At 57.6% G+C, this 12,712-nt stretch carries 11 protein-coding genes; 1 reads left to right on the top strand and 10 read right to left on the bottom strand.

The annotated features are described in order from the left end of the window. Window positions 1–6 precede the first annotated feature (6 nt). The 10 genes from cheY to ACTJJI_RS12595 form a co-directional block, all read right to left on the bottom strand. On the bottom strand, window positions 7–396 hold the full coding sequence (cheY, locus tag ACTJJI_RS12640; RefSeq protein ID WP_008500431.1) for a chemotaxis response regulator CheY: 390 nt from the start codon (window positions 394–396) through the stop codon (window positions 7–9). A 17-nt stretch (window positions 397–413) separates the two neighbouring features. Next, on the bottom strand, window positions 414–1,463 hold the full coding sequence (locus ACTJJI_RS12635) for a protein-glutamate methylesterase/protein-glutamine glutaminase (protein ID WP_248041369.1): 1,050 nt from the start codon (window positions 1,461–1,463) through the stop codon (window positions 414–416). Next, window positions 1,460–2,326, bottom strand: coding sequence for a protein-glutamate O-methyltransferase CheR (cheR, locus tag ACTJJI_RS12630; RefSeq protein WP_014170664.1), 867 nt, complete (start codon window positions 2,324–2,326; stop codon window positions 1,460–1,462). The genes ACTJJI_RS12635 and cheR overlap by 4 nt, the downstream gene beginning before the upstream one ends. Window positions 2,327–2,345: 19 nt before the next feature. Continuing rightward, entirely contained in the window at window positions 2,346–3,947 is a 1,602-nt protein-coding gene (gene tap, locus ACTJJI_RS12625; RefSeq protein ID WP_046888020.1) for a methyl-accepting chemotaxis protein IV, read from the bottom strand. Window positions 3,948–3,991: 44 nt separating this feature from the next. Next, the gene (gene tar, locus ACTJJI_RS12620; RefSeq protein ID WP_440654297.1) at window positions 3,992–5,659 is read right to left on the bottom strand and encodes a methyl-accepting chemotaxis protein II; all 1,668 of its coding nucleotides are present in this window, start codon (window positions 5,657–5,659) and stop codon (window positions 3,992–3,994) included. 85 nt (window positions 5,660–5,744) lie between these two features. Then, the gene (locus ACTJJI_RS12615; RefSeq protein WP_096927585.1) at window positions 5,745–6,707 is read right to left on the bottom strand and encodes a Csu type fimbrial protein; all 963 of its coding nucleotides are present in this window, start codon (window positions 6,705–6,707) and stop codon (window positions 5,745–5,747) included. Continuing rightward, on the bottom strand, window positions 6,704–9,088 hold the full coding sequence (locus ACTJJI_RS12610; RefSeq protein WP_440654295.1) for a fimbria/pilus outer membrane usher protein: 2,385 nt from the start codon (window positions 9,086–9,088) through the stop codon (window positions 6,704–6,706). The genes ACTJJI_RS12615 and ACTJJI_RS12610 overlap by 4 nt, the downstream gene beginning before the upstream one ends. After that, window positions 9,064–9,825 (bottom strand): fimbrial biogenesis chaperone, encoded by a 762-nt coding sequence (locus tag ACTJJI_RS12605; RefSeq protein ID WP_440654293.1) that lies wholly within the window; start codon window positions 9,823–9,825, stop codon window positions 9,064–9,066. The genes ACTJJI_RS12610 and ACTJJI_RS12605 overlap by 25 nt, the downstream gene beginning before the upstream one ends. A gap of 16 nt (window positions 9,826–9,841) precedes the next feature. Further along, on the bottom strand, window positions 9,842–10,390 hold the full coding sequence (locus ACTJJI_RS12600) for a Csu type fimbrial protein (protein WP_047360935.1): 549 nt from the start codon (window positions 10,388–10,390) through the stop codon (window positions 9,842–9,844). Window positions 10,391–10,402: 12 nt separating this feature from the next. Next, entirely contained in the window at window positions 10,403–10,975 is a 573-nt protein-coding gene (locus ACTJJI_RS12595; RefSeq protein ID WP_046888015.1) for a spore coat protein U domain-containing protein, read from the bottom strand. 429 nt (window positions 10,976–11,404) lie between these two features. Between ACTJJI_RS12595 and ACTJJI_RS12590 the strand changes: the two genes are divergently transcribed. Then, complete coding sequence (locus tag ACTJJI_RS12590) at window positions 11,405–12,664, top strand: dicarboxylate/amino acid:cation symporter (protein WP_047360936.1); 1,260 nt, start codon at window positions 11,405–11,407, stop codon at window positions 12,662–12,664. Window positions 12,665–12,712 lie beyond the last annotated feature (48 nt).

The following is a 12,712-nucleotide window of genomic DNA, read 5'->3' as shown; positions in this document are numbered from 1 at the left end:
AACACCTCACATGCCGAGTTTCTCGAAGATCTTACCGAGCTTCTCTTCCAGGGTCGCCGCGGTGAAAGGTTTCACCACATAGCCGCTTGCGCCCGCCTGTGCCGCGGCAATGATGTTCTCTTTTTTCGCTTCTGCGGTCACCATCAGCACCGGCATTGAAGCCATGCCCGCGTCCGCGCGGATGGTTTTCAGCAGTTCCAGACCATCCATGTTCGGCATGTTCCAGTCAGAGATAACAAAACCAAACCCGCCCGCCTGCAGTTTGTTCAGCGCATCCACGCCGTCTTCTGCTTCTTCAACGTTGTTGAAGCCCAACTCTTTCAGCAGGTTGCGCACGATGCGACGCATGGTGGAAAAGTCATCCACAACCAAAAACTTAAGCTCTTTATCCGCCATAAAATAATACTCCTGAGTCAAATACGTATTGCCTGTCCGGCACTGATTTTCGCCAGCATCTGCTGGCTTACCTGGCTAAGATCGACCACTTCGCTCACGCCACCCATATTGATGGCCTCGCGCGGCATGCCGAACACCACACAACTTGCTTCATTCTGCGCAATCGTCCAGGCGCCAGCCTGGTGCATTGCAAGCATTCCGGCGGCGCCATCGTTGCCCATCCCCGTCAGGATCACCCCAACGGCGTTGCGCCCCGCATGTTTCGCCACCGAATGAAACAGCACATCCACCGACGGACGGTGCCGGTTAACCGGCGGCCCGTCATGAATTTTGATTTGATAGTTAGCGCCGCTGCGCGCCAGCTCCATATGCTTATCGCCCGGTGCGATATAGGCATGCCCCGGGAGTACACGCTCGCCATCTTCCGCCTCTTTCACGCTGATCTGGCACAGCTTGTTCAGACGCTCCGCGAACGAGCGGGTAAAGCCTGGCGGCATATGCTGAGTGATCAGAATACCCGGACTGGAAAGCGGCAATGGCTGGAGTACATGGCGAATTGCCTCTGTTCCTCCGGTTGATGCGCCAATCACCAGCAGTTTTTCCGAGCTGAGTAACGGACCCGCCTTCAACGTTGCCGGGACAGTCGTTGGCGTGTGAGCGGCGAGTTTGGCGCGCGACGCGGTGCGGATCTTCTCGGCGATCATTTCGCTGTACGCCAGCATGCCTTCACGAATGCCAAGCTGGGGTTTGGTGACGAAATCCACCGCCCCCAGCTCCAGCGCACGCAGGGTGATTTCCGAACCTTTCCCGGTCAGGGATGAAACCATCACCACCGGCATCGGACGCAAACGCATCAACTTCTCAAGGAAATCTATGCCATCCATGCGCGGCATCTCGACATCCAGCGTCAGCACGTCGGGGTTATATTTTTTAATTAAATCCCGCGCTACCAGCGGATCCGGCGCGGTAGCGACCATCTCCATGTCGCTGTGGCTATTGATGATTTCAGTCATGATCTGGCGCATCAGCGCCGAATCATCGACAGACAATACCCTGATTTTACTCATGCTTTTTCCTTACTCAGCGCATATACCGTTTGCCCACGCAGGCTAAACTCACGCACGAGGTTGCTGAAGTTTTCCGAGTGCCCGGCAAACAGTAAACCGTCAGGCTTGAGCAACGGAACAAACCGACGCAGAATGTCCTGTTGCGTCGTTTTATCAAAATAGATCATGACGTTACGGCAAAAAATGGCGTCGAACGGCCCCGGCACGTTGTACTGCTTATCCAGCAGGTTAACCGGCGCGAATTCAACACAGTTCGCCAGCTCCTGACGCACGCGCACCAGCCCTTCATGCGGGCCGGTACCGCGCATGAAGTAACGCTGTAACTGCTGAGGCGACAGCGTCTTCAGTTCATCCTGGCGATACACGCCGTTACGCGCCTTCTCCAGCACTTCGGTATCAATATCGCTGGCGTACACTTTCCAGCGTCCCGGCGCCATTCCCAGGGTATCTGCAAGGGTGATCGCCAGCGAGTACGGCTCTTCACCGGTCGAGGCCGCCGCACTCCAGACGCGATACTCCCCACTGCGGCGACGGGCGTGCTCTGCCAGCACCGGGAAGTGATGAGCTTCACGGAAAAAGGCCGTCAGGTTGGTGGTTAACGAGTTGATAAAAGCCTGCCACTCGGCGCTGTTCTGGTTCGCTTCGAGCATGCTCAGGTAGCGACCAAAATCATCCAGCCCCAGCGTACGCAAGCGCCGTACCAGACGGTTGTAGACCATGTCTCGCTTATGGTCAGCAAGCACGATCCCTGCACGCTGGTAAATTAACTGACATATCCGACGAAAATGCGCGTCGGACAGCGCGAGGCGCTGTGTCATCTGCAACAATAATGACGTTTGCCCTGGGGGCATTGGTGATGTCATAGCGCCTTCTTAATTACATTCAGGATACAACTGGCACGGCCTGCGACCGCCCGACTTCTGTTACTGCTTCAACATGCTCTTTGACATTAAATACCGCGACCAGCCCGGTCAGATGATCGGCCTGACTGGCCAGCTGATCGGTTGCCGCTGCCGCTTCCTCCACTAACGAGGCGTTCTGCTGCGTGACCTGGTCCATCTGGCTTACCGCCTGAGCCACCTGCTCAATCCCGCGACGCTGCTCATCAGACGCCGAGGCAATTTCACCCATGATGTCGTTCACCCGCGTCACGGAGGTGACAATCTCGTGCATGGTTTTCGCCGCCGTATCCACCAGGGCGGAGCCTTGCTGAACGCGGGAGACGGACTCTTCAATCAGCCCCTTGATCTCTTTCGCCGCGTTGGCGCTGCGGCTCGCCAGGTTACGGACTTCACCCGCCACCACCGCAAACCCACGCCCCTGCTCACCGGCACGCGCTGCTTCCACAGCCGCGTTCAGCGCCAGAATGTTGGTCTGGAAGGCGATACCGTCAATCACGCTGATGATGTCGCCAATTTTCTGCGAACTGGCGGCAATGTCCTGCATGGTGCTGGCCACATGAGACGCCTGGTCGCCCCCCTTCTTCGCCGTCATTGCCGCCTGTTTCGACAGGTCAGACGCCTGACGGGCGTTATCGGCGTTCTGGCTTACCGTCGCGGTCAGCTGTTCCATGCTGGCCGCCGTCTGTGCCAGCGAAGCCGCCTGTTGCTCGGTGCGGGAAGAGAGATCGTTATTGCCTGCCGCAATCTCTGAGATCCCGGTGTGCATGGCATAGCTGCCCTGACGCACATCGGAGACCGTTTCCCGCAGCGATCCCTGCATGGCCTTCAGGCTGGCAAAGATCGCTGAGATTTCGTTCTTACCGTACACCGCCACCGGACGCGCCAGGTCACCCTTCGCGATACTGTCGAAGTGGCTGCTGATAATGGCCAGCGGCTGAACAATCATCCTGCGCGACCAGAGCAGCGCGGCACCGGTCAGCAGCGCCGCCAGAATCACCACCACGGTAAAAATCACCCCGGACATGTGGTAGCTCGTACGGCTGCTCTCCCCTGCGCGCTGCACAAACTGGTTAATGTCCTGCTGCCAGGCGTTAAAGCTGTCATCAAACGCCGCCTGTGAGGCCTGCACCGGCGCGGTCATAAAGTCCGAGAGCTGGTTGTTCTCAAGCCAGGTCGCCTGGTGATCCAGATCGCTGTGCCACTGTTCAAAGTTCTTTTTCATGGCAGCTTTCAGCGCTTTCCCTTTTTCGCTGACATCGTCATGTGCAATGAACGTTTTGAACTGCGCGTCGGCCTGCTTAAGGCTGTTGCGCGCCGTCGCCATCAGCGCCTTGATATCATCCGGCGGATAACTCAGCGCGGTTAAGGTTCCTGCCTTGTTCAGCGCAGTGCTTGCCTGCAACAGCACGGCACGCGTTTGTGCCAGTGCGGAGCGCTGCTGATTACTCGCCTCAACTTCCTGCAAATTCTGATAACCATCGCGAAACGCCCAAAAAGACAACCCGTTACTGCCAACCTGCAACACACCGCATAGGATCAGAATCAAAAACAGTGTGGTCGAGATACGAATACGATTTAACATCCACGCTCCCATCAAGCGGCAAGCAGCCGCGGTTTAAATGTCAGTCAAAATGTTTCCCAGTTTTCATCTTGTCCGGTCGTCGCAGTGCGGGTACGCGTGGCCGCCGGCTCAGCGGCTGGCGCACGATACGTGGCTTGCGGGGTGACCGTATTTCCAGCGAGTGAAGCGAGACGAAACGCCGAGACGGCCATCTTCAGACGGCTCGCCTGGTCTTCCAGCGCAGCGGCCGCCGCAGCGGACTCCTGCACCAGGGCGGCGTTTTGTTGTGTCACGCGATCCATTTCCGATACCGCCAGGGCAACCTGGTCAATACCACGACTCTGCTCATCAGAGGCAGAGGCGATTTCACCCATGATGTCCGTTACGCGGGTAACGGCATTCACGATGTCATTCATGGTCTCCCCTGCGCTTTCCACCAGCACGGAGCCGGTATCCACACGGGAAACGGAGTCTTCAATCAGGGCCTTAATCTCTTTCGCCGCGTTAGCACTGCGGCTGGCGAGGTTACGCACTTCGCCGGCCACCACCGCAAACCCACGCCCCTGCTCACCCGCACGCGCGGCCTCAACGGCGGCGTTCAGCGCCAGGATGTTGGTCTGGAAGGCAATGCCGTCGATGACGCTGATGATGTCAGCGATTTTCTTCGAGCTGTCGGCGATTTCGTGCATGGTTTTCACCACCCCATCCACCACCCGACCGCCGCGCTGCGCCGTCTCGGACGCGCTCTCTGCCAGCTGAGAAGCCTGACGCGCGTTATCCGCGTTCTGCTTCACAGTGGCGGTGAGTTGTTCCATGCTGGCCGCGGTCTCTTCCAGCGCGGAGGCCTGTTGTTCGGTACGGGAAGAGAGATCGTTATTGCCCATCGCAATTTCGCTGGTGCCGGTGTAGATGGCATCCGTGCCGCTACGCACGTTGGCAACGGTATCGATAAGCGAACGCTGCATGTGGTCTACGCTGTTGGCCAGTTCGGTGATTTCGTTACGCCCGGAGACGGTGAGCGTTTTGGTCAGATCGCCGCCGGCAATCTCGCGGATGTGGGCAATGACGCGCCCCAGTGGGTTCAACAGGCTATGGCGAATGCCGTACCAAACCGCGATCAGCACGATCACCAGCGCCAGCGCCATCACCGCCATCTGCCATTTGGCAAAGCGGTAGTCATTCTGGCTTTCCGTAAAGGCCGAGTGGTAGAGCTCTGCGCTGGCTTTGGCGTATTCACCCAGCGCCGCGCCGAGCCCGTTTTGCATCCCCTGGGTCGGCTGGGCGAAATAGGCGTCCATGTTGCCGCTTTCCAGGAACTGGATAAGCTCCGTCAGACCGGCATAGTAGGCGTTGTATTTTTCATCGATATTCTGGCTCACCTGCTCCATGGCAGGCTGCGGGGTGATCTTCTTGAAGGCATCGTAATGCTTTGCGGCATCCGCAAGGGTTGCGCGGGCATTTTTCAGCAGATCGGTTTTCGCACTGCTCTGCTGATTGTTGGGATCCATCATCATGCGCGCGGAGGAGCGGCTCAGGTTGATACGCGTTTGCAGCATCAGATCCCACGTTGAGGTGAGTTCACTCTGCTGCAGGCGCAGGTCGTTTGAGGCGGCGAAACTGTCCTGATTCTGCTTTAACGACGAGAAAAAAAGCCCACCGGAGATAAGCTGAAGTAGTGCGAAAATGACCAGCACCATCATGAGCATTGTGACAACGCGGATACGGTTCAACATACAACACCTTCTCATAGATTTATTAACGGTGTTATCGGCACAGGCCACAGGAACTTTACATTTGCGAAAGGGAAAAGCGCGGGCCTTAAAACGCCACGTCTACGATCAGCGTGTCGGTGTAGGTTCCGGCGGGGGGTGTGGCTTGTGTGGTCAGGACTTTGGCGGTGTAGTTGTAGGTACGCAGTAAACCGTCGGTACTGATCTGCGACGACGTCGCGCTGGTCCAGCGCTCGGTGCCGCTGCTGCCCCAGCGGTTGGTGGTGGCTTCTTTATAGATGTCGTAACTCATGTAATTACTGCCGCTCACCATGCGACGAACGTTGTTCAGCGCGTTGGCACCATTGTTAATCCCTATGGTATAGGTACTGCCTTTGGTGCAGGTGACGGCAATCGCCTGCGAGACGGTGGGAAAACTTTGTACCAGCGGTGCGCTGTTGAAATTCACGTCCGGGGTGCTCATGGTGCTGCAATCGTTAGTGACGGTCATGTTGAGAAGGATCGTGGTGGTGGCCGTGCCGGTTTGCGGCGTCAGGCAAAGTCCGGCAGCGCCAACGGCACAAACGTTGTAATTAATGCTGAATGTCAGCAGCACCTGATACGGTCCGGCCGAGACATTCTGCCCCGGCACCGTGCGGAAATAGAGCGGAATGTTGTAGCGCTTCGACCCCAGCAGCCCGAGCAGCGTGTTCCCGCTCCAGGTATAGGTATTACCGATCTGCACTTCGCTGCTACCGCCACAGCCGGAGGCCGCGCACAGGCGCGTGGGTATGACATCGGTAATAGCCGCATTGTCCGTGCGCTTCAGGGTGGCGCGGCTGTTGGCGAAGATCGATGCCGAGGTGTAAGTCAGCGCCACCGAGTCGTTGGTAAGCAGGTTGAGTACCGTATCGCAGGCAACCACCAGCGTGCCGGTGGTTTCCACTTCTCCGGTTCCGCTCAGCGCGAACGAGGTCACGCTGCCAAACGACGCATTCACCGTACTGACGGTGCAGGCCGCGCCGCTGGCACCGGAGAAGAGCAGCAAAATCACCAGCAGTAAACGCGTCACCGTGCCTCCCGACATACCAGCGGCCCGTAGGTTTGCAGCCTGTGTTCCGGGTTCGCGCCAACGGTCAGCGTCGCATGGCACCGTTTCCCCGTCGGGGTGATCACCTCAAGCGAATTGACGTCGCTGAGATTTTCCAGCCACGCAATCCCGTCATACCCCACCACCGCGTTGCTGCGCGAGGCGCGTCTGACCTGGCTGCCCACCGGAATAGCCTGCCCCTGCGCATCCTGCAGTATGACGCTGGCCACCCGCTCCTGCTCCATCGGGAAGTCCACCAGATAGCCACTGTGGCGGCGGATCGCGATCCGGCGCTCGGTCTCTTTCAGACGCGTATCGGCAGGCAGATTGAGGGTGTCAATGCGGTAACTGGCCGGGTAATAGGCTGATACACCGCTCACCAGCAGGTAGCCGTTGCGATTCGTTTTACCGACCGGCTGGTTCTCGTAGCTGACGGGCACATCCGGGTGACCATCGGTGCTGATCACCACAAAGGCGTCGTTGATTTTATTCGCCGCGAACAGTTCCCCGTCCATCAGCACAATGGAGCCCAGCGCCTCGCTCCACCAGGTCATCATGTCCTTTTCCCCGTAGGCCCCGCCCTGCAGTTCGATATTGTTATTACGCCAGCCCAACGTTCCCTGCTGATAATTATTCGCCCGTGACTGATGTGCCCATGCCATGTTCCAGCTCAAACCGCCATCGGAAGGCATGGAGTGGTTGTAGTTGATACGCTGCGTGCTGCCTGCCTCCGGCGTGTTTTCGAAGGTGACCGCGGCGCTGTCCCGTTCCCCAAAGGGGACCTGTAACGAGAGTGCAACCGTCCAGTCCCCCCGCTGCTGATCACGGCTTGCGGCAAGATAGAGACTGCTCGCGCCCCACAGGTTGCGGCTCCAGGAGAGGTTAAGCAGTTCCGTTTTCTGGCTGTCAAAACTCTCCACACCGATCCAGGCGGCCCCGATGTTGCCGTACTGCCCAAGATTAAAGGTCAGGGAATATTGATCGGTATTGCGGCTGAAGCTGGCGATTGGCCTGTCGTTTTCGTCATACACCGTCGGCTGGTCATAGAGGGCCAGGTTGCCAAAGCCGCGATCGCGTCGTGTATGTTGGGTCGCCAGGCTAAATTCGCTGGTGCTGTATTGATAGCCCCAGTTGATCTGCCCGCCCTCATCACCGCGCATCCGGCTTTGGGTATACGCGGTATTCACAACGCCAAAGCGCCCCAGCTTCACCACCGTCCCCGCCCCGCCCAGCGCCAGCGTCTCTGCACCCTCTGCGTGTCCCTCCAGGGTCAGCCAGTCCGTTACCCCGTAGCGATACGAACCACTGCCCGCCGCCGGACCGTAGTCGAAGTTATCAATCCCGTAATTACGCCGCAGGCTACCCAGCGTGACCGCCCCATCGCTCAGCCCTTGTTTGAGGAGTTCGCTGGTGACATAAAAGGGCAGCGTGGTGCTCACCTGGCGTCCCAGCGCATCGGTGGTGATCAGTACCGCATCGCCGGCCCCGTTGATATAGGGCAGATTCGTTAAGGTGAAGGGGCCCGGCTGAAGCTGCGTGGAGCCAGACCGATAGCCATTAATAAAGAGATCGACCGAGGTGGGAACTGCGGCTTCTCCGGAGAATTCCGGCAGTGGCCAGGTCACCAGATCCGGGCGCAGGGAGAAATCGCGCCCGTAGCTGATCCCGCCCATGCGCACGCTGGTGCTCCAGCTCAGGGCATCGCTGATCACATCCCCGGCGGTCCAGGTGGTGGCGTCGTCTTCGTTAGTGATCAGCAGGGTGGTGTCATAGCGAACGTAACCCGCCTGCTGGCCATTATCGCCAGCGAAATTTTTCCGCACATAACCGGTTGAAGAGAGCGAACCGCCCTCATTGAAGTAGCGGAACTCATGCCAGAGTGAGGCCTGACCGCCAACATGTTCCGTGTGGTTGGTATACAGATCGTAATTCAGCAGCGCCCCACGTCCAAAGTGAGGTTTACTTTGCGCGGTTTGCCCGCCAAAGGAGGTCACCCGGGAGGCTACCCAGTCGCGAGGAACGGTCAGCAGCAGACGCTGTCCGGCGCTGTCATACGCCACACGAACCTGTGAAAGTGACGCGAGATCCACCTCGCCTGTCGGGACATGCTCCGGCGGCAGCCCGGCGCGCAACAGGTCGGCACTGGAGATGAAGTAAGCACCTTTGCGCTGCGTCACGGGCACCACCAGACCGGTATCGTAGTGGTTCAGCACGAGGGCAAGCTGAAAAACCGCCTCATCGTTCACCCCCCGGGCCTCGGGAGGCGGCGGTAAACTGTCATCGCCGGGTTCAGCCCAGGTGCTGGTCGTGACGCAAAGCAGGATCATCATCGCCGGTTTCAGTTGACGGGCGTCGACTGCCATTGCTCATCCCTGGCATTAATCTGCGCGCGCATCTGGTCTGGCTGCCGAATGCCGGCCGGAATGGCCCAGCTGCGGGTACTGCCCGCCAGCACGTAGCCCAGCAATCCCTCGGCAACAGGACGTTTCTGACCGTCCTGTACCAGCGAAACATGGCTGAGTCTGACATGGACATCGCCCCGGTTGTTCACCGCCAGGTGAGGCTGTCCACCCTCATGCGTTACCCGCCAGCTCAACGTGCGGGTATCCACCAGCGCATGGTGTGCCCCCTCTTTGCGTGTCGGGATCCCCTGCCCATAGACAAAAAGGGGAATGGAATAACGCATCTGCAGTTTGAGGCCGATAGCCGGTTCGGCTTTGTTATCCGGCTGAGGGATTTCATCGACAATAATGCGGTAGGCCTGTTCGACCCCCACCGGAACTGTCCCCTGTTTGATAAGACGAATAAGCTGTTTGCTGCCCGCTGCGATGGTGACAATGGGCGGGCTGGCGACCACATCCTGCTGGGTGCTGTAACGTTCGAACCCGCCCTCCTGCTTCCAGCGCACAATGCGTACCTGCATGGTGGTTGGGCTGTTCCCTTGATTCTGGATCCACAGCTCCGTGGCTTTGGCGTCTGCCGCCAGCCAGGGATCGATAGGCCATAACAGAATGGTGGCGGCCGCCTGTACGTGGCCTGCCGTCACGGCCATCACCCCCAGCAGACTTCCCAGACACATGCGCCTGAAATATGCCGTCATCGTCTCTCTCCCTTTATCACCATGACAAGGTCACGGTAAGCTGATCAGAATAGGTTCCCGCCGGGCTGAACCCGGTCAATAGCGCCACGCCAAACAACGGCAGCGCGATGTTGTTGCTGTTGGTATAGGTCACCGGAATCGCCTGGTTGACCCCTATTTCGCTGTTCGCCGCAAGTGAACTGCTGCTGTAAAGCCGGTATCCCACCACGTCGTTCCCGCCGTTGCGCGTCATTCGCCGCACGGAGGCGTAATTCTGCCCGCCGTTAATGCTCATACTCAGCGCCACGCCTGGCGTACAGGCGATCGAGAGTGCCCCGTTTGGTACGAAGCTGGTGCTCACCGGGGCACTCTCCACGCCGGTATGGGTACCGAAGTTCAGCGTGCCTAGTACGCCTCCGCTGCCGGTACTCACCGCGCAGCCTGGAACAATGGTTGCGCTGACCTTAAAGGACTGTGACGTGACAGCCTCAACCGTGGGCGCCAGCGCCAGCCCAACGAGCAGGATGAAAAAAGGGCGCACGAGTCCTTCTGCGCGTTGGCGCAGACGCAAACAAGCGGTTTTCATGGCTGAATGGGTTTAGTAGGTTACGCTGACATTTATGGTGTCGGTGTAGGTTCCCGGTACCACCGTCACGCTGTTCCCCCCGCCGGTGATACGCCCGTAGAGGGTGTAACTGTCCACCCCGCCTGCCGTGGACGCGATCGGCAACGCCGCGTTATTCGCCACAACGTTATTAAACCCGCTGTCGCTGTACAGGCTGTAAGCCACACCCTGCGCCGTGTTGGTGGTGTTGATCAGATAGCGCGCGGGTGTCCCCGTCGTGCCAACGACGGTGCCCGGCGCAGTGGAATTGGTATTTCCGGTTATCGCCACCGTGTAGCTGGCGGTCGTACATTGAATCGTGAAGGTATTTCCCCCGCTGGCGCCAGTCAACTGCGTCGTCAGGGTGGAAAAGGTGGCAGGATGGGTCCCGAAATCCAGTGTCCCGAAGTTAATGCCGTTTTGGGTGGGTGATCCATTAATCAGACACCCGTTTGTCAATGTCAGTGTCGCGCCGATGGTGCCACTACTGGTGACCGCCAGCGCCTGCTGGGCGGTAGTCGCGGTTAACAGGATGCCAGCGCAGGTCAAAAGGCGTTTTCTTTTCATTTACCACCCTCCAGAAGACGTCTCCGTTCACGTACAACAATTTAGTTTTAACGTTCAAGATGTTAGCCCCGCTAAATGCGCCTCCGAGGGGGTTATTGAGAATTTAGTTTATGGTTATCGCTTCGACCACCCACGTCCATTGACGTCATCCCTTTGTCTGATTGACGCATTAATGATTTAAAAAACAGTGACTTAGATATTTTAAAAATGAATTTCGCAGCTTTCGCTTGAGGATATATCCATTAAAATGTGATAAGCGTCACAATATATCGTCGGCGCATTAGCAACAAAATTAATAAAACTTAAAAAGGAGTTGTATCTACCCCCGCTTTACTTCAATTTATGTGCCGAATAATTTCCCGCGCTGTAATAAAAAATCCATATACATCGGCGCGGGCTACACCTAAAGCGCATAGAGGGTCTTTTTTCGTGGCAAGTGCAAACAAACTTACACTCTTCATCGTGATATTCATGCTGGCGGGTATTCTTTCAGGGGCGGCCATTCATGAATATGCATCAGCGGATGCCATCAAAGCGTGGTCGGATAACATTACGCTTCTCACCGATATTTTCCTGCGACTGATCAAAATGGTGATTGCGCCATTAGTCTTCAGTACGCTGACGGTCGGGATTATGAAAATGGGCGAAACCTCCACCATTGGCCGCGTAGGCGGTAAAGCGATGGTATGGTTTATCAGCTCATCGGTGCTGTCTATCCTGGTGGGGCTGTTTATTGTCACCCTGGAGCATCCTGGTAGCGGTCTGAACCTGACGATCCCCACAGAAGCGGTGGATACGGGTCTGGCCGTCGGCGGCATGACGCTCAAAGCCTTCCTCTCTCATACCATTCCGACCAGTATCGCCGGGGCGATGGCGGACAATGAAATTCTGCAGATCGTCGTGTTCTCCATGTTCTTTGGCATTGGCGGCGCGTCGCTGGGCCAGAAATTCAACGCCCCGCTGGTCGCGGCGCTGGACGTGGTGTCCCATATCATGCTGAAGGTCACGGGCTACGTGATGTATGTTGCCCCACTGGCGATTTTCGCCGCCATCTCCTCGGTGATTGCCACCCAGGGTCTCGGCATTCTGCTGAACTATGCGTCCTTTATTGGCGGCTACTATGTGGCTATCCTCCTCACCTGCATGGTGTTGCTGGCGGTGGGTTATATGGTGCTGAAAAAAGAGGTGTTCCGCCTGCTCAGTATGCTGAAAGATCCGGTGCTGGTCGCGTTTACCACCAGCAGCTCCGAGGCGGCTTATCCGAAGACCCTTGAGCAACTGGAACGTTTTGGCTGCTCACGCAGCATCGCCTCTTTCGTCCTGCCAATTGGGTATTCCTTTAACCTGGTGGGCTCGATGGTGTACTGCTCCTTTGCCTCAATGTTTATCGCTCAGGCGTACAACATTCATCTGAGCTTCTCGGAAGTCACCGTCCTGATGCTGACGCTGATGCTGGCCTCAAAAGGCATTGCGGGCGTACCGCGCTCTTCGCTGGTGGTACTGGCGGCGACGATCCCAAGCTTCAATATTCCGGTAGCGGGTATTCTGCTGCTGATGGGAATCGACCACTTCCTGGATATGGGGCGTTCTGCCATTAACGTGCTGGGTAACGGGATTGCAACCGCGATGCTGTCGCAGAATGAAGGAGCGCGGGAAGCTGAAGCGGAGCTGGTAGAGCAGGAAGTGTAAGAGTACAAACGGGGTGTGGCCTGATGCCTCACCCCCACCCCTCTCCCA

The organism is Enterobacter sp. 22466 (assembly GCF_052044775.1).
In the GTDB taxonomy this organism is placed as follows: domain Bacteria; phylum Pseudomonadota; class Gammaproteobacteria; order Enterobacterales; family Enterobacteriaceae; genus Enterobacter; species Enterobacter dissolvens.
This window is presented reverse-complemented; position numbering and strand designations above follow the sequence as displayed.

What these genes read in the sequence shown, in the direction of transcription:
- cheY (WP_008500431.1), bottom strand. Translation starts at nt 396, where the DNA reads ATGGCGGATAAAGAGCTTAAGTTTTTGGTTGTGGATGACTTTTCCACC.
- ACTJJI_RS12635 (WP_248041369.1), bottom strand. Translation starts at nt 1,463, where the DNA reads ATGAGTAAAATCAGGGTATTGTCTGTCGATGATTCGGCGCTGATGCGC.
- cheR (WP_014170664.1), bottom strand. Translation starts at nt 2,326, where the DNA reads ATGACATCACCAATGCCCCCAGGGCAAACGTCATTATTGTTGCAGATG.
- tap (WP_046888020.1), bottom strand. Translation starts at nt 3,947, where the DNA reads ATGTTAAATCGTATTCGTATCTCGACCACACTGTTTTTGATTCTGATC.
- tar (WP_440654297.1), bottom strand. Translation starts at nt 5,659, where the DNA reads ATGTTGAACCGTATCCGCGTTGTCACAATGCTCATGATGGTGCTGGTC.
- ACTJJI_RS12610 (WP_440654295.1), bottom strand. Translation starts at nt 9,088, where the DNA reads ATGGCAGTCGACGCCCGTCAACTGAAACCGGCGATGATGATCCTGCTT.
- ACTJJI_RS12605 (WP_440654293.1), bottom strand. Translation starts at nt 9,825, where the DNA reads ATGACGGCATATTTCAGGCGCATGTGTCTGGGAAGTCTGCTGGGGGTG.
- ACTJJI_RS12600 (WP_047360935.1), bottom strand. Translation starts at nt 10,390, where the DNA reads ATGAAAACCGCTTGTTTGCGTCTGCGCCAACGCGCAGAAGGACTCGTG.
- ACTJJI_RS12595 (WP_046888015.1), bottom strand. Translation starts at nt 10,975, where the DNA reads ATGAAAAGAAAACGCCTTTTGACCTGCGCTGGCATCCTGTTAACCGCG.